We start from the raw sequence: 25,562 nt of genomic DNA, 5'->3' as shown, positions 1-25,562 counted from the left end.
CGTCGGGGATACTCCCTCGCTGCCCTGAGTGTACTCCTCTCAGGCGGTGCTTCAGTGTGATCTGGCAGACTGAGCCCATGTCGGGACACCAACCGCCTCAGGACGTCGCGCACGCGGCGCAGCGCGCAGTCGACTGGATCAATGACGGCAAGGCTGGCTCAGGCTTCACCGACACGGGCCATAAGCGCGCCCAGCAGCTGGCCGAGCGTGAGCCCGTGCCCGAGGGCGACATCAAGAAGATGCAGCAGTACTTCAAGCGCCACGCCGTGGACAGCGACGCTGAGGGCTTCAACCAGGGCGAGCAGGGCTACCCCACCCCGGGTCGCGTGGCGTGGGACGCCTGGGGCGGAGACCCAGGCCGGGAGTGGGTCAGCCGCGAGAAGTTCAAGAACCTGTAAGCAGCCGCGCGCACGAGCAGAAGGGCTCATCGATGTCATTCAAGAAGGGCCAGAGGGTCAGCTGGAGCACCAGCCAGGGAACGACCTGCGGAACCGTCGTCTCCAAGCACACTGAGGATCTCACGTTCGCCGATCAGACGTTCCGTTCCTCAGCTGACGATCCCGTGTACATCGTGGAGTCGGAGAAGACCGGCAAGCAGGCGTCGCACCATGAGAAGGCCCTGGAAGGCTGAAGCCGGTGAGCGTCCGCGCGCGGGTGACCAAGATCGTCTTCGATGAGCTGGAGCGCCATCCCGACGGGATGCAGTGGGCCGATCTGCTTCGCGCGATCCAGGCGGAGGACCCGGACATCCATCCCAAGACCGCGAACGGGATCGTCTGGAAGCTGGTCGAAGACCACCCCGAGACCGTGCACAAGCCCGCCCGCGGCCGGTTCCAGCTTCTGAAGTACGCGAACCGCCCGGAGGGCTCCCATCAAACGGCTCGGACTGATCTGGAGCTTCCTCCAAGCCTGCGGGTGTGTGGTGGTGCAGTGACGTTGAATGCACCGATTCGCATCAGGAGAACTCTGTGACCGCTTCCGAACCTTTCTACCGCCCGCTCTCCCCACGTGCGGCCTCCGGGTGAGTCCGCTGGCGCTGGGCACGCTGACCTTCGGCCGGGGCGAGGAGCTGACCCACATGGGCGATCTCGACGCCGACGGGGCGGCCCGCCAGCTCAGCCGTGCCCGTGATGCAGGGATCAACCTCATCGACACCGCCAACCTCTATGGCGCAGGGGTGGCCGAGGAAGTCGTCGGCGAGGCACTGCAGAGGATCGAGAGCCCCGAGAACTTTCTGGTGACCACAAAGGGGCGTCTGGTGATCGGCGACGGCCCCAATGACGGCGGCGCCTCACGATGGCACCTGCGGCGGGAGGTGCACCGGTCGCTGAAGCGCCTGCGTCGGGACCATATAGACCTCTATTACCTGCACCATTGGGACGGTGAGACTCCGCTCGAGGAGACCTTGGAGACGATGGACTCCTTGGTCCGCGAGGGCACGATCCGCTACTACGGGGTCTCGAACTACACCGGCTGGCAGCTGCAGGAAGGCTCTGCGCGTCTGTGAGGCCAACGGCTTGGTGAAGCCGGTCTCCCAGCAGGTTCACTACTCCCCTATGCTCGCGAAGCCGAGTATGAGCTCATTCCTTCTGGCCTCGACGCAGGCATCGGCTCACAGCCGTGGTCCCCGCTGAGCATGGGCCTACTGACCGGCAAGTACCGTCGGGGTCAGGAGCCGGAGTCCCCTGCACGGATGAAGGACGGACCGGGCGTGGAGGTGCGCGTCGGCGACTGGGAGAAGCTGTACAGCGTCGTCGATGTGCTCGAGGCCGTTGCGGGGCGCCGTGGGGCGACGATCCCGCAGGTCATTCTCGCCTGGCTCCTGGTAGGCCCGGAGTGCACAACGTGGCTGTGGCCGCTCGGACGATGAATCAGCTTGAGGATCTTCTGGGCTACTCGTCGGTGGAGCTGACGGAGCAGGACACGCGCGAGATCGACGATGTGGGCCGTCCCGGTTTGGCGTACCCCTTCTGGCACCAGGCCGACATGGCCTCCGAGCGGCTCGATCAGGCGTCCGCGTCGATCGTGGAGTCCCAGCAGCGCAGCATCGCGGAGCTGTTCGGCGGACCGCGCTGAGCGCTCTCGAGCGATTCCCAGGGTGCATGAAGGATCTGTGCACCTGACCTGCAGTTTTCGTCCCTACCCTATGGGGACACGTTGACCATGAAGAGGTGAAGGACGCGATGAGCACCAACCCAGAGGACACCCCGAAGCACCAGCAGGAGCCGGAGCCGCACGCACCGGGCGGACCGCTTTCTCCTGATACGCAGGGCGACGGCAGCAGCCGGACGGAGAATCCCTCCCCGCGCCGCAGGAGACGACGGAGCAGGCCGCGCATGCTGGACCTGACGAGGCCCGCTACGGGCGCGACGAGACGGACCGCAATCCCAACGCGGACCCGGACCCGGGCGCCGAGCCTGCGATCGAAACGGACCTTGCTCCCGGGGAGACTCCTCCTGACTCGAACTCGGCGACGGCCACTCCGCCGCATGAGGCTCCCAGCACCCCTCCGAAGTCGAACGCGGTCATGATCGCCGCGGTGGCTGCGGTGGTGGTCCTGCTGCTGCTGTTCTTCATCGGCTACATCGTGGGCATCCTCGGCTGATCGTCGAGGCCTGAGCATGAGTGAGGAGCCCCAGTCGGGGCTCCCCTCACTCATGCGCCGTGGATGCGGTCAGGCGGCGGTGCGGTTGCGGTAGCGCATTTCGCGGTGCGCGTCGCGGGCGTCCTGCTTCTCGCGCAGGGTCTGCCGCTTGTCGAATTCGCGTTTGCCGCGCGCGATACCGATCTCCGCTTTGGCTCGGCCGTCTTTGAAGTAGAGGCTGAGGGGACGATGGTCAGTCGGGGATTCGATCTGGCGCGAGATCTTGATGAGCTCTTTGCTGTGGAGAAGCAGTTTGCGCTTGCGGCGGGCGGAGTGGTTGGTCCACGTGCCGTTGAGGTATTCGGGGATGTGGACCTGTTCGAGCCACAGTTCGTGACTGTTGTCGAAGGCCGCGAAGCCGTCGGTGAGTGAGGCTTGGCCTTCGCGCAGGGATTTGACCTCGGTGCCTGTGAGCACGAGACCGGCCTCGTACTTGTCGAGGATCTCGTAGTCGTGCCGTGCTCGCCTGTTGTGGGCGACCATGTGGTTGTTGGGATCGCGTTCGCCGCGCTTCTTCTTCTTGACGTTGCTGCTCTTCTTAGCCACTGGTCACCTCCTGGGGCGTGCGGGATCGGCAAAAGGCCAGGAGTTCACTATACCGGCCGCGTCAATGCTCAGACGCGGAGGTACCGGCGCACAGTGAGCCAGGAGGACAGCCCGGCCAGCGCGACGGCGATGAGCAGCAGGCCCGGCATGAGCACGAAGGAGTCAGGCCTGTGATGAAGAGGACTCCGGTGACTTGGGTGGGCAGCCACTGTCCGAGGAGGAATTCGGCGATCACCCAGGTGGCCGCGCATGCCAGGAGGGCCCCGAATATGGCTGCGATGACGCCTTCGAACACGAAGGGTGTGCGGATCATGGACTTGGAGGCGCCGACCATGCGCATGATGGATGTCTCTCTGCGTCTGCTGAAGGCGGAGAGCCGGATGGTGGTGGAGATCAGCAGGATGGTGCAGAGGATCATGACGGCGGCGATGATCAGTGCGACGACGGTGAGTCCGTTGAGTATGCCGAAGATCTGGTCGAGCACCTCCTGCTGGTCTGCGACGTTCTCCACTCCGGGGACTCCGGCGAAGAGTTCGCTGACGATGGGATGCTCTTCGGCGTCGAGGAGGTTGATCCTGTAGGACTCGGGCATGTCCTCGGGGGTCAGCGCGGCTGCTCTGACGCTCTCTTCACGCCCTTCGACGAAGCTCTCGAGTGCTTCTTCCTGGGATTCGTAGCGCCAGGTGTCGACGTATTGGCTAGCGGCTCCGTCTTCGAGCATCTCTTCGACGGTCTCACGCTGCTCGTCGGTGACTGCGCCGGTGGGGCAGTTCGCTTCGGCTGACTCTTCGGTGCAGAGGAAGAGGCTGACTTCGAGCCGGTCGTGGAAGTCGTCGGTCATGTGGTTGACCTGCAGCTGCATGAGGGCGGCTGCGCCGACGAAGCTCAGGGAGATGAATGTGACGAGGACGAGGGAGGCGACCATGGCCACGTTCTTGCGCAGGGATCCGGCCGTTTCGCGAAGCATGTATGGGAGCTGGCTCATGCGTCGTTGCTCCCGCCGGGGTCGCGTCGGAAGCTGAATCTTTCGGATTCCTCGGATTCGGCGGCGGCTCCCCGAGGCGCGGCTTGGGGTTTCGTCGGTTCCGCGGCTGAGCCAGCCGAGGCGCGGTGCGTGGGGACGCTCCTCGGCTGGGGCCGCTGATTCTTCGGGTGTGTGCGTCGGCGCCCGGGGTTGGGTGCGGTGTCAGGTTCGACGTCTTCTTCGGGCAGGACTCTTTCTTGGAAGTGCTCGTCGTCGGTGTCGTCGCCGGGCCAGGTGACCCGGTAGATCGCTTCGGGGCGGGCAGCGGGGTCGGCCTCTTCGGCGGAGGGCGCGCTGGTGGCACTGGGCTCTGAGGCGGCGGGGTCTTGCTCTGCGACGGTGGGGACGGCTTCGGTACGCAGCGGGATGGGGTCCTGGGCGCGCAGCCCGGAGCTGGACTCTTCGGCGACGAGGGCTCTCCAGGCGCGGGAGCCCACGGGCGGGTCGTAGGTGCCGGGCTGCTCGTCGCGGACGAGTTCGCCGCGGTGGAGCTGGACGACGCGGCGGGACATGCTGTCTACGATGGCGCGGTCGTGGGTGGCCATGATGACGGTGGTGCCGGCGTCGTTGATGCGCCGGAGGATGTTCATGACTTCCTCTGATGCCCGGGGTCGAGGTTTCCGGTGGGCTCGTCGGCGAGGAGGATGGAGGGTTTGTTGACGACGGCGCGGGCGATGGCGGCGCGCTGCTGTTCGCCTCCGGAGATTTCGTGGGGGTAGCGGCGGGCGAGGTGCTCGAGCCCGACTCGCTGCAGGGTCTTGGTGACGCGTGGGCGGATGTGGGTGCGCTTCGCTCCGGTGACGCGCATGGCGAAGGCGACGTTTTCGAAGATGGTCCTGTCGGGCAGGAGGCGGAAGTCTTGGAAGACCATGCCGATGGAGCGCCGGTATTGGGGACGCGCCGTTCGAGCATCATGGCGAGGTTCTGGTAAGCGACGGTGACTCTGCCGCGGCTGGGGAGACCTTCGCGCAGGATCATGCGCAGGAGCGTTGATTTGCCGGAGCCGGAGGCGCCGATGAGGAAGACGAAGTCTCCGCGCAGGAATTCGACGGAGATGTCGTGGAGCGCGGGCTTCTCCCCGGAGCCGTAGGTGCGGGTGACCTGGTCGAACCGGATCACTCGACTAGAGTCCTCTCCGCCCTGTCCGCGCCAGCGGATTCCTGCTTCGATGAAGCCTTCGAGTTCGCCGTTGAGCACTTTGTCGGCGTTTCCGGTTTCGTGGCCGGTTCGGAGGTCTTTCACCATTTGGTAGGGGTGCAGCACGTAGGAGCGGATCTGGTCGCCCCAGGATGCTTTGATGTCGTAAGCGAGCTCTTTCTTCTCGGCTGCCTCTTCTGCCTTCTTGAGGAGGAGCAGGCGGGATTCGAGCACGCGCATGGCGGCTGCGCGGTTCTGGATCTGCGACTTTTCGTTCTGCATGGAGACCACGGTGCCGGTGGGCAGGTGGGTGATGCGTACGGCGGAGTCGGTGGTGTTGACTGACTGCCCGCCGGGGCCTGAGGACCGGTAGACGTCGATCTTGAGGTCATTCTCATCGATGTCGATGGAGTCGGTGCCTTCGAGCAGGGGATGACTTCCACGGCGGCGAAGCTGGTCTGCCGTCGGCCTTGGTTGTCGAAGGGGCTGATGCGCACGAGCCGGTGGGTGCTTAAGCTTCCACGGAGAGGGTGCCGAAGGCGTAGGGCGCCTTGATTTCGAAGGTGGCGGACTTCAGTCCGGCTTCTTCGGCGTAGGAGGTGTCCAAGACTTTGACGTCCCATTCTCGCGTCTCGGCCCAGCGGGTGTACATCCGCAGCAGCATTTCGGCGAAGTCTGCCGCGTCCACTCCCCGGCGCCGGAACGGATGGTGACGACGGCGTCGCGCTCGTCGTACTCACCGGACATGAGGGTGACGACTTCGAGCGAGTCGAGGGCTTTCCGGATGCCTGCGAGTTCGTTGACGGCTTCCGCGCGGGTGTCTTCGTCAGCTTCTTCGGCGGCCATCTGCGCCATGATCTCGACGTCTTCGATGCGTCCGCCGAGTCTGTCGACGCGGTCAAGGTGAGCCTGTTTGTGGCTCAGCTGGGAGTTGACTCGTTGGGCGTTCTCCTGGTTGTCCCACAGGTTGGGGTCCGCTGCCTGCTGCTCGAGGTCTGCGACCTCAGCGCGCAGCGCCTCCAGGTCGATGACCTCGGTGATGCGGCGCAGGGTGTCGCGCAGGTCGGCCAACTCGGCGGGAAAGTCTGTCTCTGCCATAACGTCACCACACTACCGGGCGGACGGGCCTTAGACGTGACACCAGGCCGCCGCGCCTCATCGGTCTACCTCGATGCGCGCGTGGGACTCCTGAACGATTTCCACGCGGGCCGGAAGAATCCGGTGCACGAGGGCAGCTCCGCGTGGGCTCCAAGACGCAGGTGCGCTGTCCGTCCGTCGGCACCCGACCATGCCGCCACGACCGTGAGCCCCTCGTGGCGACTGTGCGCCCCGTAGCCTCCAAATGCTCCTCCGCACTGCTTCTGATCTGCTGGCTCGACAGGCTCGGAGCCGATCCGGGGCGACGGCGTGCTGCTCCACGGCAGCGGATACGGCTCCGTCCGCAGCGGCCAACAGGTGGCGTGCCTGCAGGTTGACGGCCGTTGCACCGAGCACCACGGCGCAGACCATGAGCAGCAGTGCGAAGAATCCGAGGGTCAGGATGCTGATCTGCCCCTCATCGTTGGGGCTCGGGCGGCTCATCAGGGCTCCTTGAGCACGTGTGCGGCTGTCGAGGAGACAGTCATCATGTGGGAACGGCTGCCGAGAAATTCGGGCGCCGCGGGAAGCGGCACGGCAATGTCGACCGTGTAGTGCACCACGGCGCCGGGCTCACAGGATGCGGAGCAGCTGCGTCGAAGGTCGGCGGCCTCCGGGGAATGGCCGAAGTCCCGGAGCACTGCGCCCGCCGCTTCCGCGGCCAGGGCCTGGTCTCCTGACGCAGCGTAGACCTTGGCCGCCTGGTCAGCGGCTGCCGTCGCTGCATACGCAGAGGCCTGCAGCGACGCCGCGGCTGTGATCAGCCACACCACCGGGAGCAGCAGAAGAAGAGTCAGTGCTATGAACTCGATGAGGGCCGAGCCCTCATCCGCGTTCGACTGCGCGGTCGAGCGGCGATCAGGGCTCAATGATGCGGGCACTGCCGACCACCTCCCATTCCTCAGCATCGACAGCCCAGCTGATGAGAGGGACCTCGACTGCCACCCGCACCCGCAGAATCTCTCCCTGGGGCGTGAGCAGGGACTCTGACGTCACCCCGTGGACGAACTGTGATGCCACAGACGAACCAAGGAGGTCACGTGCTCGTTCGGCTCCGTCCTCGGGCGTTCTGTCTGCGAGGGCTCCGAAGCGCGCTCCAGCGCTGGCCGCGTCGATCATGGTGTTGCGCACATGGAGGGCCAGTCCCAGGTGGACTACGGCCAGCACCACGATGACGACGAGTGAAGCCACCATGGTGAACTCGACCGGGGCGGATCCCTCCTCATCGCGCAGGCGGACTGGTGCTTGCATCGAGAGTCAGGGGCGGACTTGGCTGATCGCGTTTTCGAAGAGCTCGCCCAGGAGGGGCTGCGCCAGGGCGAGCAGGTAGGCTACGAGCATTGCTGACATCGCCGCGATCATCACCCAGCCGGGAATGTCGCCTCGCTCGTCCCGATACAGGTCCTCGGCCAGTGCTCTTGGTGCGGCGTTGGTGCTCATCATCTTTCTCCGTTCGTTGCTGTTGGGCTGTGATCTTCTGCGGTGAGTGTCTGGGAGCAGGCAGGCTCAGAAGGAAAGCAGGGCCGCCCCGGGAAGACGGCGAATAGGACGGTGAGGGGCATGATGCCGAAGACCACGGGGCCAGCATTCCGATCTCTTTGCGTCCGGCGGACTCCAGCAGCTCTCTCTTGGACAGCTCTTGCACGTCAGCTGCCTGTGCACGCATGACGTCGGCCAGGGCGTACCTCGTTCGACGGCCACGAGTATCCCGTCGATGAAGCGTTTGAGGGCGGCAGATCGAGTAAGCGGCTCAGGTCTCGGCACGCATGGGAGAAGCTCGCTCCGGATCGTGTGTGATGGAGCATTCGTGTGAACTCTGCGGCCAGTTCGCCTCGGCTCAGCTTCACTACCCGTTCGAAGGCCGCAGGCGCCGATTCGCCAGCCCCTACGGAGAGCGCCATCATTTCTGCGATGGTGGGAAACTCCTGGAGCATGGCGGCCTTTCGCCGTTTGATGCGACTGACCAGCATGTGGTCGCGCAGCGCGACGCCCGTGACTGCCCCATGCGGCCACGAGCAGCACGCTCAGCAGCCCGTCGAAGGCCCCGGAGACGGCCAGGAACGCGGCGGCCGCCATCGCGACTGCCCCTCCGCTGCCGCCGCCGCCACCTGCTGCAGCCGATACTGACTGACGGTGGTGTTCGAGGCAGCCTGGTCAAGCCGTTGGGTCAGCTGCTTCGTGCCGATGCTGAAGCGCTCCAGCTGAGCTGTCGCGACGTTCAGAAGAGGTGTGAAGATGCTCGCCGCGCCCCGCAGGGCCGAGAGCTTCTCACGGCTTGCTGGACCGGGGATGCACTGCGCAGATACGGCGCAACGCGGTCGACCAGCTGCGGCTGATTCATCGCCGGACTTCCTGCCACGATGAGCATAAGGTGGCGCTGAGAGCGAGGCCCGCTCCGAGGGCCATGAGGAGGGACGCTGTCATGCCAGAACTCTCTTCTCCTGCGGCAGGGCCCCGAGACGCAGCATGAGCCGGTAGCAGATGACGGATACAGCCAGACCGGACAGCAGGACAGCGGTCCCCGCAGCCCCTGCATAGGCTTCGGCGGCCGATGGCTGTGTGGAGAGCAGCAGGACGACAGCCCAGGGCGCAGCCGCAGCCAGCCGAGCACCATTGACGGTCCACGATTGCCGCGCTTCCAGCTCGTTGCGCGTCCTGGCCTGGTCGCGGAGGAATTCGCTCAGCGTGCTGAGCACACGCCCCAGGTCGTTTCCTCCCACTTCTCTGGTGATCTGCAGGGCGGCGACGATTCTGTCGGCAACGGGGTCGGCAAGCCGACCCTTGAGGCGCAGGAGCGCAGTCTGCAGCGTCTGCCCGGCTCGCCAATCGCGGCCGAACTCTTCGAAGTGCGGTCGCAGAGGATCCGGCCCCTCGGAGGCCAGTCGCATCAGGGATTCAGGCAGGCTGAGCCCTGACCGCACTCCGGCTCTGATGTGGTCTACGGCATCCGGCCAGAGGTCGAGAAGCTGGGCCCGACGTCGAGCTGCCTGCCATCGGAGGGCAGCCCAGGGAACGGCCGCGGCGAACAGGGCGAAGCAGCCCGCCAGCGGAAGAGCTGCGGTGATGCCCACTACCAGGAGGAAGACTGCGAGCGCCCCGGCGAATGCCGCGACAACGACCGCGGCGGGCTGAATCCGGGAGTGCCCCGCCTCGTCGAGCAGCCGTCGTAGAGGGCCCGCCCGACGAGGTCGTGCACCGGTGCGCGGCGGACGAACCCAGAATGAGCAGAGAATGAGAACAAGGTAGGCTGCCAGCGCAGCTCCGAGCAGCGGCGCGAGCATCACCGGTGCGCCTCTCTCAGGAGCTGGGCGGCTGCTTTGGGCAGCCGGGGGTGGTCGAACAGCGCCGTTCTGCTGGGGCGAAGATCGTCGCCGTCATGCAGAAACAGGCTGCACGTCTCGATCGTGTCTCCTTCGAGGCGGCCGGAGACGCCCAGAATCTCCTCAACGTGCCGACGACCCGAACTCGTGCGCGCGCAGTGGACGACGAGGTCGATGCAGGAGGCGACGGTCGGCACGATGAAGCTTGAGGAGATGTTCTCTCCAGCCAGCATGGGCAGAGTGCAGATCTTGGTGAGCGCATCCTGCGCAGAGTTTGCGTGGACGGTGGCGGCCCCGGCAGGCCGCTGTTGAGGGCTATGAGCATGTCGAGGCTCTCCGCCTCCCTCACCTCTCCTACGATGAGGCGATCCGGGCGCATGCGCAACGCCTCCTTGACGAGTCGGCGCAGCGGTATCTCACCAGTGCCTTCAAGGCTGGACTGGCGGCACTGCAGCCCCACCACATCTCGCTGAGGTATCTGCAGCTCGAAGATCTCCTCGACGCTCACGATGCGCTCCCGCGGCCCGGCCGCAGCGCTGAGGCAGTTGAGCATCGTCGTCTTGCTTAGCCTGAGTCGCGCCGGATACGAGGACATTCATCCCGGCCCCTACTGCGAGGCTGAGGAACTCGGCTGCCTTCGGGCTCAGCGAGCCGTACGCGACCAGGTCCTCCAGACTGGCGGCTCGCGAGATGAACTTGCGAATATTGACCGCCCAGTGGCGTCGCGTGATGTCAGGATGACCACGTGCAGCCGCGATCCGTCTGGAAGGGCAGCATCCACAAAGGGAGACGAGACATCCAGGCGGCGGCCGCTCGTCTTCAGCATCCGTTCCACCAGATCACGCATCCTGGTGTCCGACAGGGTGACGGAGGTCAGCTCCGATCGACCGCCGCGGCTGCAGAAGATCTCATGGGGCCCATTGGCCCAGATCTCTTCCACCTCCGGGTCGTCCAGGAGCGGCTGGAGCTCGCCGAATCCTGCCACGCTGTCGTAGATCTCCGCCGCGATGTGCTCGCCGGAGTGGAGAACCGGCAGAGGAGCGAGAAGAGATCTGCGCTCATAGTCAGCGACTGAGCTCTCCACCAGCCGACGCACTTCGGCCGGATCCGAAGACGGATCTATCCCTCGTGCGCGAATGATGTCGCGCACTTCCGACTCGACAATGCCAGCAGCATCCATAGATTCCCCACAGGGCACACTTCTGCCCCAGCAGAAAGTGCGCACTGAAATTCGTTCCGTCCATCCCATTCGGCGCCGGGCTGCCCGTTACAGAGTCCGACGCTGGGAATACAGTAGCCCATTCTGCAGGACGCCGAAGCGGCTATGTGGAGAACTTCGCTGCCGACGCCGCAGGGAGCCAGTTCTCCACAGGGCCGCAGCGCGCGCAGTCCGTTCTTGTCACGCCACCCCTAGTCTTCCTGCCCATGAGCCTCACTCTGATCCTGGTGCGAACGCCGGATGCGCTCAGCCCTGAGGAATGGGGCTCTCTGCACAGCCGCGCCCCGGGCACTTCGCCTGAAGAGGTGCTGCTGCAGGTAGATGCAGCGGGAAGCGGGACCGACACTTCGGGCACGGAGCTCGCCGGAGCTCTGCGCAGCCTGCCGGAGCTCCATGCGTGCGCACTCTCGTGTGCTGGGCGCAGGCTCGAGGATCTCGAAGCGGGAAGCATCCACATTCATCCGGGCATGGTGGTGGTTGCGGGCGATGTCCCCGCGGTTCTCCGCGGGGCGCGCGGGAGTTGGCGCTGTGCGTGGACACCGGTCGGATGCGGGCCGGATCCTGCCCCCTCAGGCGAGGCCGATACACCGTCGGAAGAGGGCAGAGCAGTGTGCGGGTTGCTGACCTTGCGGTCTCGAGGCACGAGGGGATCCTGGACGTCGGGAGGACTTCCGTGCGCTACCTCACGGATGAGGGCGAGCGCACCCTCAGCACGCACGACACGCTGAGTCTGGGGCGAGCTCGCTGCGGCTGGTGCGTACCGCGCCCGAACCGTCGGGACGCACCACGTGGCCTCCCGCCCCGGGGCGCACGGAGGAGAGACCGCCGGAGGAAGCACAGAATGCTTCTTGCCATGGCGTGCATCCCCTGGTGATCGGGATCGTGATGGTGGCGGTGACCGGGATGTGGTTCTTCCTGCTGTTCTCTGCGGCAAGTGCGCTCGTGGCCGGGGTCGTCGTGCTGCATGCCGGGCGCCGCGGACGCAGGTTCCGCGCTGCAGTGCGGAACTCGGCGGAGGATTGGGGACGCCGCACTGAGCGTGTCCTTCGCCCGGCAGGCTTGCTGAGCTCCTTGCCGAGGAGCCGGAGCTCCACACGGTTCAAGCAGGCGGGGTGCACGACGTGCCGACCGGACGAGCAGCTCACACGTCAGGTGCGTGTCCAGCAGTCCGAATAGGCAGGGGCAGGATGCACGCCCTCGTCGATTTCGATTCGCCCAGCACAGAGGCCCCTCAGGTCCTGCTTGAGACGCAGGGCATAGCGGCGGTGCCCCTGAATCCGGGCGAGGTGACGACATTGGTCGGCGAGCGGCGCGACACGGAGCGGTGCATGCGCTGGCTTCTGCTTCAGCTGCTGCTCAGCTTTCACCGCGTCCCCATTGCTGTTGCGCAGGACGCGTTCTCCGCTCTGCCGGAGGAGACCGGCCGGGCCAGGGGCGTGACGCTGCTCCGCAGCCACGAGGGCTTCAACCTGGACCGCAATGGACCGTCGGGCATCCTTTTCGCTGACGGTATGGACCCCGAACACCTGGAGTCGGCTCTGAGCGCGGACTGGCACGTCATCATGCGCAGGCCGTCAGGCACAGCACCCCGGGGCGACAGGCAGATCTGAACACCCGCACCATCCTCCGCCAGGAGAATGAGCAGACCACGAAAGAGGTGTGGAACCTCGAGTTCGACGGCATGGCGCCCGAGACCCTGCAGACGCTGCTGCGCCGAGCCCTCCCCACTCGTGGGCAGGAGGCGCAGGCGCGGGCGAGCTGCCCGAGACGTGCAGGACCAAGCTCCCACCTGACCTGTTCGCCGAGAGCGCGCAGGAGCACCTGGTGGCCGAGCTGGGCCAGGGTCGCAGCGGACCGACGACGCTGGACCTCGTAGGAGACGGACCGCACCTGCTCATCGGGGGCACGACCGGGTCAGGAAAGTCTGAGCTGGTCAAGACGCTCATGCTCAGTCTCGCGTGCCGCTATGGACCCGAGGAGCTGAACTGCATCCTCTTCGACTTCAAAGGCGGCGCCACCTTTCACCAGCTCAACCAGCTGGAGCACTCACTGGGGCTGGTCACCGACCTGTCGCAGGCTCAGGCAGAACGGACCCTAGAGTCGATCCGGAGCGAGCTGATTCGTCGGGAGAAGCTGTTCCTGGACGCCGACGCGGGAGACTACGGCGAGTATCGGAGCCTGCGCCCAGAGCTGCCTCTGGCCCGGATCGTGGTGGTGATCGATGAGTTCCGGATCTTCGCGCACGAACTTCCGGAGACGATGGACGAGCTGATGCGGATCGCAACCCTCGGCAGGTCACTGGGGCTTCACCTGATCCTCTCCACTCAGCGTCCGCAGGGGTTGTGACCGCCGATATCCGGGCGAACATCGGCACGACCATGGCCCTCAGGGTTCGGTCCGATGACGAGTCGCGCGAACTCATCGGCGCTCCGGACGCGGCAGCCATTCCGTCCTCCCTTCCGGGAAGGGCCATGCTGCGACGCGGCGGTGCGGCTGCGGAGCCCTTTCAGACGGCCCAGGTATGCCCGCCCGACGAGAGAATGCGAGCAGCACCGGCCTCTCAGGCGTCGCTTAGCGCAGAGCCGAGGAACTCCCGTCCGCAGCATCGTGGCGCACCTGACATCGCAGCTCGCCGCTCAGGGCAGGAGACGTCAGCACAGCCCTCTGCTGCCCCCATTGGAGTGCGCTCTCGCGGCAGAAGACGGCAGGTCCGCTGCGCAGCTCGGCCTGGTCGACCTTCCTCTGCACCAGCGGCAGGAGCCTCTGGTGCTGGACCCGCACGAGGCGCAGACATTCGGCATCACCGGTGAGCCCGACGCGGGCGGGGTCGAACCCTGGTTGCGGCCGCTCGTCAGCTGGCTCATCACCCCGCCGGACCGGAGCTGCACCTGGTGGACGGAGACGGCACTCTGGCGGACCTGGCGGACCATCCAGCCGTCGCCTCATACACGACGCCGGAGACCATGCCGGAGACGGAACGCCTGATCCATGAGCTGCGTGCACTGATGAGCGCACTGCGGCTGGAAAGCGACTCCAACGGGCCCCCACTGGTACTGGTCATCAGCGGATACAGCCAGCTGCACCCTCTCCTCCAATCAACCGGAGCGGAGCACGAGCTGCTCACCCTGGTAGGCGAAGGTCCTGCTGCGGGACTGTCAGTGCTGGTGTCGGGCGGACGCGAGCTCGTCATGGGAAGCTGGGAGCACGCCTTTCCACGATGGTCTACCTGCCGTTCGGAGCCAGTGAGGACACGCGCTACCTGTGGCCCAAACTGCGCAGCGTCGACCCGCAGCCAGGAAGGGGTCGTCATCGACCCGATCACTCCGTCACCAGGTGTGGAGATTCAGCTCGTCAACGACGCGGCCCACCTTTCCGAATCCGCACCGCCGCTGCACCAGCCACGGGTGAGGATCAGACCGCTGCCCGACAGGATCGGCCTCGACGAGGTGGGGCACCGTCAGGCGCCTGGCGGCCCGCTCACCATCGGCGTCGAGCAGTTCACCCTGCTTCCGGCCCATATCGAGTTGGGTGCGGTGAATCTCGTCATCGGATCGGCAGGGACTGGAAAGACCTCCGTCCTCCGCCTGCTCGCCGCTCTGGACCCTGGCGCGACACAGCTCCAGGGCGGAGCTCCATGGGAGCTGCCGCAGGAGGCGGGCGGAGGCACACTGGTGGTGGACGATGCTGACCGGTGCACACCCGAGCAGCACGCCCTGCTGCAGCAGGCTGCAGCGGCTGGCACCCGCATCATCGCCTCATCGCTCCCCAGCCCCACCGTCTTCAGCAGGCTCCCCTGGGCGCACACGGCCAGAGCGCAGGGCGCCAACCTTCTGCTCAGCCCCGTCCACCGCTCCGAAGCCGACGCGTTCGCCGTGAGCGTCCCTCTCCTGGCCAGACCCATACCTGGGCGCGCCGTGCACCTGCGCCCGCAGGGACCACGCGTCATACAACTGGCCCACCTCAAGAACTCGCAGACGCAGTGAGCATGTGGTCAAGCATTTGTTCAGGGATTCACAGGTGCCTCTGCAGAAACGCCGCGTAGGAATTGTGCCCATGGACATCAGGAACACAACCTTCGGCATTCTGTCTGCCGCCGCAGCCACCACCCTGGTTCTGGCCGCCTGCGCCCCCGATGAGGAGAACCCCGGCCCGGGCGAAGAGCAGGACGCAGACAGCAACGGCGAAGCGGAGTTCGAAGAGACAGAGACCACCGACGACGACGGAACGATGGACGACGCTGAGGACGCCGACGCGGACACAGACGGTGCCGCCAATGAGGCCAACGGAAACGGCGAGGAGCAGAGCGACGGTGACGCCCCGCCTACCAGGCGGCGGAAGCCATCGCCGAGGAGTACCCCGACGCCGTCGTCAGCCAGTTCGAGGTGGAGCAGGACGAAATCGAAGTGGACCTCCTGGACCCCCAGGCGAACACTGAGCTCGAGCTCGAGATGGACCCAGAGACCTACGAGGTGACCAACGAAGAGCAGGACGACCTCGATTCCGACGACCTGCAGAAGGCTGAGGCCGTCGAGATCGACTTCGTCGACGCACTTCGCACCGCAGAGGACGAAGGCGGAGCCGAACCTGAGGACGCCGAACTGGACGACCACAACGACACCATTGTCTGGGAGATCGAACTGGTCGACGGCACCGAGGTCTACGTCGATGTCACCAGCGGAGACGTCGTCGAAACTGACAGCTGACCCGTCAGCCGCCTGCGTGCGGGCCTGCCCCTCCTCCCCGGCAGGCCCGCACTCGACCATGCCGATATACTGGACGGTCCGTAGGATTCGCACGAATGAGGAGAGCCCGTGAGCGCCGAGAGCCGTCCCGATCAGGAGCGCGGCCGCAGCCTCACCGGCTACTCGCCCAAAGCCAAAGCATGGCGGTCATTCTTCGAAGCCTCGGCCCTCATGACCCAGCACATCGAGAAGCGCCTGCACACCGCCACAGGCCTCAGGCTCACTGACTACAACCTGCTCCTCACACTCACCGAAGCGCCCAACCAATCGCTGCGCATGGGCGAGCTGGCCGAACAGATGATCTTCTCCCCCTCACGACTCTCCTACCAGGTGAAGGTCCTCTGCGAGAAAGGACTCGTCGAGCGGTCCAACAGCTCCGAGGACAAGCGGGGCATGACCGCCCGACTCACCCCGGCAGGGCACGAGGCATTCGACGCCGCCTCCAAAGTCCACGCCCAGCACATCCGGGAGCTCTTCCACCCCGCACTGGACGACCCAGAGGCCGACCAGCTCCACCTGATCGCCGAGAAGCTCAAAGCGCACCTCGACATCGCCTGAGGGCAGAGCGCTACTCAGTCTCTGCGGCCACAACTTCCACCGAATCCGCACGGCGACGCAGCACAGCCGCCTCCTCCAGGCCAGCCGACACCGCCGCAAGGGCGAGCCGCCTGCCGACATCGTCGGTTCCTGGCTCAACCACCACACCGATGCGCAGCTCCGGCCCCAACCCTCCACCGAGCACCCTCGCCCCATCAGAAGCGAACGAGACAACGCCCGGACCCGGCTGAACCAAAAGCTGAACCACCCCAGGCGCTCCGTCGGCCAGCTCCTGCAGCTCAGCCGCGAGCTGCGGATCCTCATAGGCAGGACGCCACACCTCGCCGCTCGCCACCGCTTCCACCGCAGGGCGACGAACTACGAAGGTCAGGGCAGGAGCCTCGCCCACAGCCGGATCTGCGGGCCCGGGATCCAGAACCACCAGCTCCGCGCCCTCGGCAAGGGCCGCCAGGAACACACGCTCGGTCTCCGCGGCCACGGGCCGCGCCTCAGGGTGCCACGCCGTGAGCGCCTGAACCGAGGTGAACACCGGCATGGCCGCGCGCCCATCCGAGGCCGTGAGCGTCACCAGGAGATGTCCGCCTCCTTGTCGCCATGCTCCGCATCACCCTGACCGGTCGCGATGACCGGGGCGAACAGCCGCTGGCCTAAGCCAGGGCACGGACGAAGCCGGCCTCATCAGCGGCACCGGCGATCAGCGCCTCGCGCGCCTCCGCGACGGCGGGGGCAGTGAGACCATCGTCTCCATCGAACGTGTGCAGCGGGTTGTCTTCTCCGGAGAGGTCCCGACCCTCCCACGGGATCTTAAGCAGAATCGGCAGGGCGCCCACCTGCGCTGCGGCGGCGGCTGTCGAGAAGATTGGCAATATGCGCCGGCAGCTCTTTGGACTCTGCACGCTCAGCCATACGAACAATCAGGCGCTGCTGCGGGCGGTCTCGAGCGCCTCCGGCAGAGTGAAGCGGCCCGCGTACAGGGCCTTGCCCATGATCGCGCCCTCCACACCGGTGGAGACCAGCTGGGCCAGGGCGGCGATGTCCTCGAGGACGAGATGCCCCGGAGGCCACGACGGGCTTCTCCGTACGGCGGCAGACCTCCGCGAGCAGGTCAGTGTTCGGGCCGCGCAGCGTACCGTCCTTGGTCACGTCGGTGACCACGTAGCGCGGGCAGCCTGCATCCTCCAGGCGCTGGAGCACCTCCCAGAGGTTACCGCCCTCCTGGGTCCATCCGCGGGCTGCGAGCGTCTCGCCGCGGACATCCAGTCCCACGGCGATCGCGTCGCCGTGCTTCTCGATGACGCGCGCGGTCCATTCCGGGTCCTCCAGTGCCGCGGTGCCGAGGTTCACCCGTGCTGCGCCGAACTCCAGTGCGCGCTCCAGCGACTCGTCGTCACGTATGCCGCCGGACAGCTCGATCCGGACATCCATCTGCTCGACGACGCGCTTGAGCACATCGCGGTTGTGCCCTCGCCCGAAGGCAGCGTCGAGGTCCACGAGGTGGATCCACTCGGCCCCCTCCTGCTGCCACTTCATCGCCGCCTCCAGCGGGTCCCCGTAGCTGGTGGCGGAACCGGCCTCGCCCTGCACGAGGCGAACAGCGTGGCCGCCCTCCACATCAACAGCAGGCAGAAGCTCGAGGGTGCAGGCATCGGAACTCACTTTCATCGTCTGGACAGGTCTGTGCGCCGACGGCCGTGTGGGCGGCCGCTGGTTCAGTTTTTCAGGAGCGGACCCAGTTGCGGAGCAGCTTCTGCCCGGCTTCCCCGGACTTCTCGGGGTGGAACTGGGTGGCGGAGAGCGGACCGTTCTCCACGGCCGCGACGAAGTCGGCCCCGTGGTGGGCCCACGTGACAGCGGGCGCGCGCATCTGCGGGATGGACTGGTCGAAGTCCCACTTCTGAACCGCGTAGGAATGCACGAAGTAGAAACGTTCGTCCTCGATGCCCTCGAAGAGGACGCTGCCCTCAGGAGGGGTGACGGTGTTCCATCCCATGTGCGGGACCACCACGTCCTCGGGCAGGGAGGTCACCTCGCCGGGCCACTCCCCAGACCCTCTGCCGCGATGCCGTGCTCGACGCCGCGCTCGAAGAGGACCTGGTGGCCCACGCAGATGCCCAGCACGGTAAGCCCCCGCTATGCGCTGACCGATCCAACGGGGTGCCTCTGAGGCGTTGAGAGCGTCCATGACCGCAGCGAATGCGCCCACGCCCGGCACGACGAGGCCGTCGGCGCTGAGCAGCTTCTGGCGGTCCTGGGTGAGCTCCACGTCTGCGCCGGCGCTCTCCAGCGCACGAACGGCCGAGTGAACGTTGCCGGAGCCGTAGTCGAGGACGGCGACGGTGGGCCTGGCGCTCACAGGGCTCCCTTGGTGGATGGGACCTCGTCTGTGCGCGGGTCCGACTCCACGGCCTCCCGCAGAGCGCGCGCGAAGGCTTTGAACTGCGCCTCCACGATGTGGTGCGGATCCCGACCGCCGAGCAGCTGCATGTGCAGGCAGATGCCTGAGTGGTAGGTGATGGCCTCGAAGACGTGGCGCGTCATCGACCCGGTGAAGTGACCGCCGATGAGGTGGTACTGCTGACCCTCCGGCTCGCCGGAGTGCACCAGGTAGGGCCTCCCGGATACGTCGACCACCGCCTGCGCAAGGGCCTCGTCCAGCGGGACCATGGCGTTGCCGAATCTGCGGATCCACGCTTGTCCCCAGCGCGGTCCGGAGGACCTCGCCGAGAACGATGGCGGTGTCCTCCACCGTGTGGTGCACGTCGATGTGTGTGTCCCCCTGCGCCTGGATGTCCAGGTCGATCAGTGAGTGACGGCTCAGCGCGGTGAGCATGTGGTCGTAGAAGGGCACACTCGTCGAGATGTTGGAGGTTCCGGTTCCGTCCAGATCCATCCGCACCTGCACCTGCGATTCGCTGGTGGTGCGCTCCATACGGGCGACGCGGCCCTCAATCAGTTCAGCTCCCATAGGCTTCCCAGTCTACCGGCCGACGAAGGTGCGCAGTGAGTCGAGGAACAGGGTCGTCTCCTCCTCAGTTCCGGCAGTGACGCGCAGGTGGCCGGGGATTCCCACATCGCGGATCAGCACCTCATCGGCCAGGAGGTGCTTCCACGCTGCCTTCTCATCGGTGAGGCCCCGAAGAGCACGAAGTTCGCGTCCGAGGGACTGGGGTTCAGCCCCATGGAACGCAGCTCCTCCATGATGCGGTCCCGCTGGACTTTGATCTTCTCCACGTTGGCCATGAGGCTCTCGGCATGGTCGAGTGCGGCGGACGCGGCAGCCTGGGTGTAGACCGACAGGTGGTACGGCAGACGCACGAGCCTCAGCGCGTCGGTCACCTCCGGGGCCGCGGCCAGGTATCCCAGTAAGCCCCAGCCATGGCGAATGCTTTGGACATGGTGCGGGTCACGACCAGCAGCGGTAGGCCTCCAGCAGCTCCACCGCAGAGGGGACGCCGGGCTGGCGGAACTCTCCGTAGGCCTCGTCGACGATCAGCAGCGTGTTGGACTCCGCGGCCGCCTCGTAGGCGGCGCGCACTACGTCCAGCTCCAGCGCGGTGCCGGTGGGGTTGTTCGGCGAGGTGAGGATGACGACGTGCGGGCGATCGCGGCGAATCTGGTCGGCCACATCGTCCGCGGACTGCGTGTAGTCAGCGTTCCGCGTACCCGCGATGTAGTCGCTGTAGGTCCCTCTCGCGTAGAGGGTACATCGAATACGTGGGAGGGAACGCCATCACCGACCGCCCCGGCCCGGCGAAGGCCTGGAGGAGGTGCTGCATCACCTCATTGGACCCGTTGGCCGCCCACATATTCTCCGCCGAGAGGCTGCCGCCCGGCAGGTCGCGGCTCAGAAAGTCGGCGAGCTTCTGCCTGAGCTCGGTGAACTCACGATCCGGGTACCGGTTCATCTGCGAAGCGGCCGCATGGACCTGCTTCGTAATCGCTTCCACCACGTCCGCCGGCACCTCGTGGGTGGTCTCATTGACGTTGAGCATGGCACGCACCGTCAGCTGGGGCGCACCATACGGCTCCTGCCCGTGGAGCTCCTCGCGGATCGGCAGAGCGGCCAGGCGGTCAGCGCGTTCGTTCGAAGTCTGAGCGTCAGTCACCGCTCCATCCTACGATCGCTCGGACTCACCGAGCTCAACCGCTAGGAGGCGCCGAGCTCAACGCGTATTACTCGGTCGGCAGATACAGGCTTTGGCCCGCCTCGACCTGCGAGGAGCTCAGACCATTGATCTCGGCGATTCGAGCGATCGTCTCCTGCACCGGCGCCTCACTCTCGGCCTCGTGGGCCAAGTCCCACAGGGTGTCCCCAGGGCGACCGTCACCTCAACCGCCTCGACTCCGGTGACGTGCTCCGATGATGCCTGCGCCTGATTCATCAGGCCGGTGATGCCGAAGATCAGGAGAGCCGCCACGGCCACTGAGGCAAGCAGGGACGGCAGGCCGAGCAGGACGAGCCTGCCACGGCGGGTCAGGTGGATTCCTGAGCTCTGCGGTGCGGTGCTGGTGGTCATGACGTCCTCCTTGTGTGAGCTCGAACTGCTATTCGAACATCTGTTCTATTCTTAGCACATATCTTCGAACGCCTCCACCTTCACTCGAACACAATGATGGAAACTGTGTCCGAACTGTCGTAGGCTTCGAACCAACATTCGAAGACGAGCACCATTCAACGGCGGGGGTATGACATGGAGAACGACGCAGCTGCGCTGACGGAGCGTCAGCGACGAATCGTCGAGATCATTCAGCAGGCGCTGGCCGAACGCAGCTATCCCCCTCCATGCGTGAGATCGGCGACGCCTGCGGCCTGGCTTCGCTCTCCTCAGTGACGCATCAGCTGGGTAGGCTTCAGCAGCTCGGGTACATTCGGCGCGATCCGGGGCGACCGCGTGCCATGGAGGTCCTCCGCGACTCCTCCGGCCGGGTCCTTGCCGAGCCCATGGGCGCAGAGACGCCCCATGCCGAGAGCTCCTCCTCAGGGGCGGGGACTCCTGAGGTGCGGGACGAGCCTGCCGGCGTGGTGGACCTCAACGCGTACCGCCAGCAGGCGGACTCACGCATCTCCGAGGTGCCGCTCGTGGGCCAGATCGCCGCCGGAGGCCCCATCGTCGCCGAGCAGAACGTCGAAGACGTCATGGCTCTGCCGCGTCAGCTCACCGGAGAGGGCGAGCTGTTCATGCTTCAGGTTCGCGGAGACTCCATGATCGAGGCAGGCATCTTCGAGGACGACTGGGTGGTCGTCAGGCAGCAGGCCGCGGCGGAGAACGGCGACATCGTGGCAGCGCTGCTGGACGAGGAAGCAACGGTCAAGACGCTCAAGCGGCGCGACGGCCACCAGTGGCTGCTCCCGCAGAACCGGCACTACGAGCCGATCCTGGGCGATGAGGCCACCATCATGGGCAAAGTGGTGACCGTGCTCCGCAGCCTCTGAGGGCTACGCCTCGGCGAGGCGCCGGAGGGCGCCTCTGGCCACGTCGCTGTCCGTCGTGGCCCAGAAGTCCGGCATCGACTTCTTCAAGTAGGACCCGTACTGCTTGGTCGCCAGCCGGGAGTCGAGTACGGCGAGCACGCCGCGATCCTCGGAGGTCCGGATGAGACGTCCCGCACCCTGTGCCATCCGGACTGCTGCGTGCGCGGCGGAGACCGCCATGAAGCCGTTGCCACCTGCGCGTCCCACCTCCTGGGTGCGCGCATTCATCAGCGGATCGTCCGGCCGAGGGAACGGGATCCGGTCGATCGCCACAAGTAAGCATGACCGTCCCGGAACATCGACGCCCTGCCACAGGGACATCGTGCCGAACAGGCACGTCTCCTCATCCTCAGCGAACTCCCGGACCAGCGCAGACATGGTCGCGTCGCCCTGACAGAGAATCGGCACGTCCAGCGTCTCCCGCAGCTGCTCGGCCGCCTCCTCCGCGGCCCGGCGCGAGGAGAACAGAGCAAGCGTCGCGCCGTTCGAGGCTTCGATGAGCTTCCCTAGCTCCTCCCGCTGGGCGTCCTGAGTCTTCAGAGACGGGGCGGCAGGTGCTTGGCCACATAGAGCATTCCTTGGGACGGATAGTCGAAGGGCTCCCACATCGACGCCGTCCCATCGGGGCGCGCGAGGGCCTGAGAGCCCCAGCTGGTAGGCGACCGCGTCGAAGCTGTCCCCACCGTCAGCGTGGCCGAGGTCAGCACCACCGTGCGCGAGCCGAACAGCCCTTCGCGCAGCCGTCCCGCCACGGAAGTGGGCGCCACATAGATCAGCGGCGGCTCCGAGGGATCGGCCTGCGTGTACCCCTGACCCGGAGTGAAGGTTCCAGGTAGCTGAGCCATACGACGTCAGGGGTCTCGTCGGCCTCGACGATGCGGTTGGCCACATCGTAGACGGCCTGCAGGCGAGCACGTGCGGTGGTTCGGCCCGCATCCGCCTCGCCTCCGGTGCCGTCGCCCGAGGGCTTGGAGTCTGACAGTGCGGTTCGGGCAGCGTCGCGTGCGGCCTGCACCGCCGAGAGCTGCCGTTCGTTCAGTCCCGTCGGCTTCCCATTCGTCTTATGGAGCAGCCCGTCTTCGATGCTTAAGCGAAGGCGGCCTCCAGAGCGTTAGCGGCCTCCTGCAGGGGCTCGACGCGGATTGCCGTATGCCGACGGGCGGAGGATGCCGCAGCCTGGAGCATGCCAGCCGACAGGTGGACCGTGACCGCCGACGTCACCCGTTCTGCCAGCTCGTGGCCCTCATCGATGATCACCGCGTCGTGGTCCGGGAGCACCTCAAGGCCCTCGAAAGCATCGATGGCGAGCATCGCATGGTTCGTGACGACGATGTCGGCGTCGACCGCCTGGGCCCGCGCCTCCTCGGCGAAGCACTCCTCGACCATGGGGCACTTTCTGCCCAGACAGTCCACCGCGTTGACCGAGACCTGACGCCAGGCCTGATCGGTGACGCCCTCGGGCAGGTCGTCCCGGTCGCCGGTCTCGGTCCGTTCAGCCCATTCACGCAGCATCACGACCTGCTTGCCGAGCTTCGAGGTCGGCTCGTAGGCGGTGACTCCCGGAGGGCTCCGCCGCCACGGAGAAGAGGGCCTCCGCGTCGTCATCATCCTCCGGGAAGCCGCCGGCGAGCTTCTGCTTGCACAGGTAGTTCGCGCGGCCCTTGACCAGAGCCACGTTGACCGGCCTCTCAAGCTCCGGCTCGAGGCTCTCCAGGAGTCGCGGGAGGTCGCGGCCCATGATCTGGGCCTGCAGAGCCAGCGTGGCCGTGGAGACCAGCACCGGCTTCTCCGCGGCGGTCGCGTGGGCGACGGCGGGCACCAGGTAGGCCAATGACTTGCCCGTGCCCGTGCTTACCTGGACCAGCAGGTGCCTAGCCTCGGTCCAGGGCACCAGCGACCCGGCGCGCCATCTCCTCCTGACCCTCACGGCGGGTGCCGCCGAAGGCCTCCACAGCGGTTCCGAGAAGCTGCTGAGCCTTCTTCCCGGCAGCAGGCGCGTCAGCGGTCGCCGAGGTCATGCGGGGCGGTCCTGCACCCGGTACTGCTGCAGCTCTGCCGCCAGCGGGCCGCGCACCCTGACCTTCAGGCGCGTGCCCTCCTCCTCGTACTCGGTGTGCAGGATCTCCGCGTCCGCCGCGTGAAGCCGGGACACGACGTCGCCGCATGGAGTACGGCACGAGCAGATCCATATCGATGTTGGGCCGAGGGATGGAGTCGGCAATCCGCTGCTTCAGCTCCTCGATGCCCAGGCCTGTGTGGGCGGAGACCACCGCAACATGGGGCTCGCGGCGCCTGATCCGGTCGATGACGTGGTCCTCGGCGGCATCAGCCTTGTTCAGCACAATGATCTCGTCGACCTCGTGCGCGTCCACGTCGGCGAGCACCTGCCGCACCGCGGCGATCTGCCCTCAGGCTCAGGGTGCGAAGCGTCCACCACGTGGAGGATGAGGTCTGCCTCGGCGACCTCTTCGAGCGTGGACCGGAAGGCCTCGACCAGCTGAGTGGGCAGCTGACGGACGAAGCCCACGGTGTCCGAGAGCGTGTATCCGATGCCGTCCGGGGTGACCGCCTTGCGGGTGGTGGGGTCCAGTGTGGCGAACAGAGCGTTCTCCACCAGGACTCCCGCGTCGGTGAGGCGGTTGAGCAGACTGGACTTGCCCGCGTTGGTGTAGCCGGCGATGGCCACGGACGGGACCGCGTTGCGCCGACGATTGGCCCGCTTGGCCTCACGCGCGGGCTTCATGCCCGCGATCTCGCGGCGCAGCTTCGCCATGCGCTGATTGATGCGACGCCTGTCCAGCTCGATCTTGGTCTCACCGGGGCCGCGGGAGCCCATGCCGGCGCCGCTTACCGCCTGACCGCCAGCCTGACGGGACATGGAGTCGCCCCAGCCGCGCAGGCGCGGCAGCAGGTACTCCAACTGGGCCAGCTCCACCTGCGCCTTGCCCTCCCGGGACTTGGCGTGCTGGGCGAAGATGTCCAGGATGAGGCCGGTGCGGTCGATCACCTTGACCTTGACGATGTCCTCAAGCCCGCGGCGCTGAGACGGCGCCAGCTCGGAGTCCACCACGACGGTGTCCGCGCCGAGCTCCGCGACAGCGATCCGCATCTCCTCGGCCTTGCCCGACCCGAAGAACGTTCCGGGGTCTGGAGTGGCGCGCCGCTGCAGGAAGCCGTCGAGCACCGTCGAGTAGCCGTCTCAGCCAGCGCTGCGAGCTCCCGGAGCGAATATTCCGCCTCGGCGGTGCTGCTGCCGGTGTAGAGGCTAGGCGAGCACCACTCGCTCAAGGCGCAGCTGCCGGTACTCGACCTCGGTGACGTCTTCGAGCTCCGTGGAGAGGCCCTCCACGCGTCTGAGGCTGCGGCGCTCGACCAGGTCGAACTGGTCGCCGTCGTGCTCGGTGTGCTCGCCGAGGTCCGCGAGCTCCCGGGCCCGGCCCTGAAGGACGGAGCGGCGTGCGGAGGCACGGTTCGCGTCAGCGGTCTCCGCATCATCCTCAGCCTGGGTGAAGGTGCTGGCCTCGGTGCTGCGGGCGGTGTCGTCGGCGGCGAGGATGCGGGCGATCGTCTCGTCGATGGACGCGTCTGAGGGGTGATTGTTCTGTTCAGTCATGAATGTCCTTGGGAAGTGTTCTGGGCGTGAGGCTCAACCGCAGTAAGCGGAAGCAGGGCGGGAGCAGGTTCTTGCGAGGTGCAGTTCAGCCGCGGAGGCGGACGAAGCACGTACGGGCCCAGATCTTCATACGTACTACCCTAGCAACT

At 66.4% G+C, this 25,562-nt stretch carries 30 protein-coding genes and 9 pseudogenes; 17 read left to right on the top strand and 22 right to left on the bottom strand.

Annotation, left to right across the window (positions count from 1 at the left end; translation table 11 throughout):
• Window positions 1-77 precede the first annotated feature (77 nt).
• From K0H76_RS07695 to K0H76_RS07670, 6 genes are all read left to right on the top strand, one after another.
• A complete protein-coding gene (locus K0H76_RS07695) occupies window positions 78-398 on the top strand; it encodes a hypothetical protein (RefSeq protein ID WP_258935022.1) in 321 nt (106 codons plus the stop codon).
• Window positions 399-430: 32 nt separating this feature from the next.
• On the top strand, window positions 431-631 hold the full coding sequence (locus K0H76_RS07690; protein ID WP_258935021.1) for a DUF2945 domain-containing protein: 201 nt from the start codon (window positions 431-433) through the stop codon (window positions 629-631).
• Between the two features lie 5 nt (window positions 632-636).
• Window positions 637-972: a hypothetical protein gene (locus K0H76_RS07685; protein ID WP_258935020.1), complete on the top strand. Its 336-nt coding sequence runs from the start codon at window positions 637-639 to the stop codon at window positions 970-972.
• 49 nt (window positions 973-1,021) lie between these two features.
• Window positions 1,022-1,507 (top strand): aldo/keto reductase, encoded by a 486-nt coding sequence (locus tag K0H76_RS07680; RefSeq protein ID WP_258935019.1) that lies wholly within the window; start codon window positions 1,022-1,024, stop codon window positions 1,505-1,507.
• A 99-nt stretch (window positions 1,508-1,606) separates the two neighbouring features.
• On the top strand, window positions 1,607-1,870 hold the full coding sequence (locus K0H76_RS07675; RefSeq protein ID WP_258935363.1) for an aldo/keto reductase: 264 nt from the start codon (window positions 1,607-1,609) through the stop codon (window positions 1,868-1,870).
• Window positions 1,867-2,076: a hypothetical protein gene (locus K0H76_RS07670; RefSeq protein WP_258935018.1), complete on the top strand. Its 210-nt coding sequence runs from the start codon at window positions 1,867-1,869 to the stop codon at window positions 2,074-2,076. Before K0H76_RS07675 ends, K0H76_RS07670 begins: the two co-directional genes overlap by 4 nt.
• Window positions 2,077-2,358: 282 nt before the next feature.
• Here K0H76_RS07670 and K0H76_RS07665 read toward each other — a convergent pair whose 3' ends face one another.
• From K0H76_RS07665 to K0H76_RS07615, 11 genes and pseudogenes are all read right to left on the bottom strand, one after another.
• Window positions 2,359-2,577 carry a hypothetical protein gene (locus K0H76_RS07665; RefSeq protein ID WP_258935017.1) on the bottom strand — a complete coding sequence of 73 codons (219 nt, stop codon included), beginning with the start codon at window positions 2,575-2,577 and terminating at the stop codon, window positions 2,359-2,361.
• Between the two features lie 97 nt (window positions 2,578-2,674).
• Window positions 2,675-3,127, bottom strand: a complete 453-nt coding sequence (smpB, locus tag K0H76_RS07660; protein ID WP_258935362.1) for an SsrA-binding protein SmpB — start codon at window positions 3,125-3,127, stop codon at window positions 2,675-2,677.
• 124 nt (window positions 3,128-3,251) lie between these two features.
• Window positions 3,252-4,157: a permease-like cell division protein FtsX gene (ftsX, locus tag K0H76_RS07655; protein WP_258935016.1), complete on the bottom strand. Its 906-nt coding sequence runs from the start codon at window positions 4,155-4,157 to the stop codon at window positions 3,252-3,254.
• Between the two features lie 14 nt (window positions 4,158-4,171).
• On the bottom strand, window positions 4,172-4,804 hold the full coding sequence (locus K0H76_RS07650; protein WP_258935532.1) for a hypothetical protein: 633 nt from the start codon (window positions 4,802-4,804) through the stop codon (window positions 4,172-4,174).
• Window positions 4,801-5,085: an ATP-binding cassette domain-containing protein gene (locus tag K0H76_RS07645; RefSeq protein WP_258935361.1), complete on the bottom strand. Its 285-nt coding sequence runs from the start codon at window positions 5,083-5,085 to the stop codon at window positions 4,801-4,803. Before K0H76_RS07645 ends, K0H76_RS07650 begins: the two co-directional genes overlap by 4 nt.
• Window positions 5,086-5,186: 101 nt before the next feature.
• Window positions 5,187-5,333 (bottom strand): annotated as a pseudogene (locus K0H76_RS07640) (ATP-binding cassette domain-containing protein); the annotation flags it as partial.
• 27 nt (window positions 5,334-5,360) lie between these two features.
• Window positions 5,361-6,449, bottom strand: a pseudogene (prfB, locus tag K0H76_RS07635) (peptide chain release factor 2); the annotation flags it as partial.
• Between the two features lie 57 nt (window positions 6,450-6,506).
• Window positions 6,507-6,932: a pilus assembly protein TadG-related protein gene (locus K0H76_RS07630; protein WP_258935015.1), complete on the bottom strand. Its 426-nt coding sequence runs from the start codon at window positions 6,930-6,932 to the stop codon at window positions 6,507-6,509.
• Entirely contained in the window at window positions 6,932-7,369 is a 438-nt protein-coding gene (locus K0H76_RS07625; RefSeq protein WP_258935014.1) for a hypothetical protein, read from the bottom strand. Before K0H76_RS07625 ends, K0H76_RS07630 begins: the two co-directional genes overlap by 1 nt.
• Entirely contained in the window at window positions 7,347-7,682 is a 336-nt protein-coding gene (locus K0H76_RS07620) for a pilus assembly protein (protein ID WP_258935013.1), read from the bottom strand. The genes K0H76_RS07625 and K0H76_RS07620 overlap by 23 nt, the downstream gene beginning before the upstream one ends.
• A 63-nt stretch (window positions 7,683-7,745) precedes the next feature.
• Window positions 7,746-7,931 (bottom strand): hypothetical protein, encoded by a 186-nt coding sequence (locus K0H76_RS07615; protein WP_258935012.1) that lies wholly within the window; start codon window positions 7,929-7,931, stop codon window positions 7,746-7,748.
• A gap of 366 nt (window positions 7,932-8,297) precedes the next feature.
• Here K0H76_RS07615 and K0H76_RS07610 point away from each other — a divergent pair, with 366 nt between their 5' ends.
• Entirely contained in the window at window positions 8,298-8,615 is a 318-nt protein-coding gene (locus tag K0H76_RS07610; RefSeq protein WP_258935011.1) for a hypothetical protein, read from the top strand.
• Between the two features lie 293 nt (window positions 8,616-8,908).
• On the opposite strand, the gene K0H76_RS07605 is transcribed toward K0H76_RS07610, so the two are convergent.
• Both K0H76_RS07605 and K0H76_RS07600 read right to left on the bottom strand, forming a co-directional pair.
• On the bottom strand, window positions 8,909-9,769 hold the full coding sequence (locus K0H76_RS07605; RefSeq protein WP_258935360.1) for a type II secretion system F family protein: 861 nt from the start codon (window positions 9,767-9,769) through the stop codon (window positions 8,909-8,911).
• Window positions 9,769-10,988 (bottom strand): annotated as a pseudogene (locus K0H76_RS07600) (ATPase, T2SS/T4P/T4SS family). The gene K0H76_RS07605 and the pseudogene K0H76_RS07600 overlap by 1 nt, the downstream one beginning before the upstream one ends.
• 909 nt (window positions 10,989-11,897) lie before the next feature.
• Between K0H76_RS07600 and K0H76_RS07595 the strand changes: the two are divergent.
• From K0H76_RS07595 to K0H76_RS07555, 9 genes are all read left to right on the top strand, one after another.
• On the top strand, window positions 11,898-12,203 hold the full coding sequence (locus K0H76_RS07595; protein ID WP_258935010.1) for a hypothetical protein: 306 nt from the start codon (window positions 11,898-11,900) through the stop codon (window positions 12,201-12,203).
• Between the two features lie 11 nt (window positions 12,204-12,214).
• Window positions 12,215-12,637: a hypothetical protein gene (locus tag K0H76_RS07590; protein WP_258935009.1), complete on the top strand. Its 423-nt coding sequence runs from the start codon at window positions 12,215-12,217 to the stop codon at window positions 12,635-12,637.
• A gap of 47 nt (window positions 12,638-12,684) precedes the next feature.
• On the top strand, window positions 12,685-12,903 hold the full coding sequence (locus K0H76_RS07585; protein ID WP_258935008.1) for a hypothetical protein: 219 nt from the start codon (window positions 12,685-12,687) through the stop codon (window positions 12,901-12,903).
• On the top strand, window positions 12,852-13,373 hold the full coding sequence (locus K0H76_RS07580; protein ID WP_258935007.1) for an FtsK/SpoIIIE domain-containing protein: 522 nt from the start codon (window positions 12,852-12,854) through the stop codon (window positions 13,371-13,373). The genes K0H76_RS07585 and K0H76_RS07580 overlap by 52 nt, the downstream gene beginning before the upstream one ends.
• A 261-nt stretch (window positions 13,374-13,634) precedes the next feature.
• Window positions 13,635-14,012: a hypothetical protein gene (locus K0H76_RS07575; protein ID WP_258935006.1), complete on the top strand. Its 378-nt coding sequence runs from the start codon at window positions 13,635-13,637 to the stop codon at window positions 14,010-14,012.
• Window positions 13,919-15,010, top strand: coding sequence for a hypothetical protein (locus K0H76_RS07570; RefSeq protein WP_258935005.1), 1,092 nt, complete (start codon window positions 13,919-13,921; stop codon window positions 15,008-15,010). Before K0H76_RS07575 ends, K0H76_RS07570 begins: the two co-directional genes overlap by 94 nt.
• A 70-nt stretch (window positions 15,011-15,080) precedes the next feature.
• On the top strand, window positions 15,081-15,500 hold the full coding sequence (locus K0H76_RS07565; RefSeq protein WP_258935004.1) for a hypothetical protein: 420 nt from the start codon (window positions 15,081-15,083) through the stop codon (window positions 15,498-15,500).
• Window positions 15,476-15,730 (top strand): PepSY domain-containing protein, encoded by a 255-nt coding sequence (locus tag K0H76_RS07560; RefSeq protein WP_258935003.1) that lies wholly within the window; start codon window positions 15,476-15,478, stop codon window positions 15,728-15,730. Before K0H76_RS07565 ends, K0H76_RS07560 begins: the two co-directional genes overlap by 25 nt.
• A gap of 108 nt (window positions 15,731-15,838) precedes the next feature.
• The gene (locus tag K0H76_RS07555) at window positions 15,839-16,327 is read left to right on the top strand and encodes a MarR family winged helix-turn-helix transcriptional regulator (RefSeq protein WP_258935002.1); all 489 of its coding nucleotides are present in this window, start codon (window positions 15,839-15,841) and stop codon (window positions 16,325-16,327) included.
• Between the two features lie 10 nt (window positions 16,328-16,337).
• Here the strand turns inward: K0H76_RS07555 and K0H76_RS07550 are convergent, their stop codons facing one another.
• From K0H76_RS07550 to K0H76_RS07520, 7 genes and pseudogenes are all read right to left on the bottom strand, one after another.
• Window positions 16,338-16,895 carry an SseB family protein gene (locus tag K0H76_RS07550; RefSeq protein ID WP_258935001.1) on the bottom strand — a complete coding sequence of 186 codons (558 nt, stop codon included), beginning with the start codon at window positions 16,893-16,895 and terminating at the stop codon, window positions 16,338-16,340.
• A 79-nt stretch (window positions 16,896-16,974) separates the two neighbouring features.
• Window positions 16,975-17,157: a hypothetical protein gene (locus tag K0H76_RS07545; RefSeq protein ID WP_258935000.1), complete on the bottom strand. Its 183-nt coding sequence runs from the start codon at window positions 17,155-17,157 to the stop codon at window positions 16,975-16,977.
• A gap of 84 nt (window positions 17,158-17,241) precedes the next feature.
• Window positions 17,242-17,989, bottom strand: a pseudogene (gene priA, locus K0H76_RS07540) (bifunctional 1-(5-phosphoribosyl)-5-((5-phosphoribosylamino)methylideneamino)imidazole-4-carboxamide isomerase/phosphoribosylanthranilate isomerase PriA).
• 55 nt (window positions 17,990-18,044) lie between these two features.
• A complete protein-coding gene (locus K0H76_RS07535) occupies window positions 18,045-18,680 on the bottom strand; it encodes an imidazole glycerol phosphate synthase subunit HisH (RefSeq protein WP_258934999.1) in 636 nt (211 codons plus the stop codon).
• Window positions 18,677-19,292, bottom strand: a pseudogene (gene hisB / locus K0H76_RS07530) (imidazoleglycerol-phosphate dehydratase HisB). The gene K0H76_RS07535 and the pseudogene hisB overlap by 4 nt, the downstream one beginning before the upstream one ends.
• A 12-nt stretch (window positions 19,293-19,304) precedes the next feature.
• Window positions 19,305-20,433, bottom strand: a pseudogene (locus K0H76_RS07525) (histidinol-phosphate transaminase).
• 117 nt (window positions 20,434-20,550) lie between these two features.
• A complete protein-coding gene (locus K0H76_RS07520; RefSeq protein ID WP_258934998.1) occupies window positions 20,551-20,844 on the bottom strand; it encodes a hypothetical protein in 294 nt (97 codons plus the stop codon).
• A gap of 174 nt (window positions 20,845-21,018) precedes the next feature.
• Between K0H76_RS07520 and lexA the strand changes: the two are divergent.
• Window positions 21,019-21,761: pseudogene (gene lexA, locus K0H76_RS07515) on the top strand (transcriptional repressor LexA).
• A 3-nt stretch (window positions 21,762-21,764) separates the two neighbouring features.
• Here lexA and K0H76_RS07510 read toward each other — a convergent pair.
• Both K0H76_RS07510 and hflX read right to left on the bottom strand, forming a co-directional pair.
• Window positions 21,765-23,818, bottom strand: a pseudogene (locus K0H76_RS07510) (ATP-dependent DNA helicase).
• Window positions 23,815-25,413, bottom strand: a pseudogene (gene hflX / locus K0H76_RS07505) (GTPase HflX). Before hflX ends, K0H76_RS07510 begins: the two co-directional pseudogenes overlap by 4 nt.
• Window positions 25,414-25,562: the final 149 nt, after the last annotated feature.

Origin of the sequence: Nesterenkonia pannonica (assembly GCF_019575955.1) — a bacterium.
GTDB lineage: Bacteria > Actinomycetota > Actinomycetes > Actinomycetales > Micrococcaceae > Nesterenkonia > Nesterenkonia pannonica.
The sequence above is the reverse complement of the archived record's forward strand: the minus strand, read 5'-3'. Positions and strand labels throughout refer to the sequence as shown.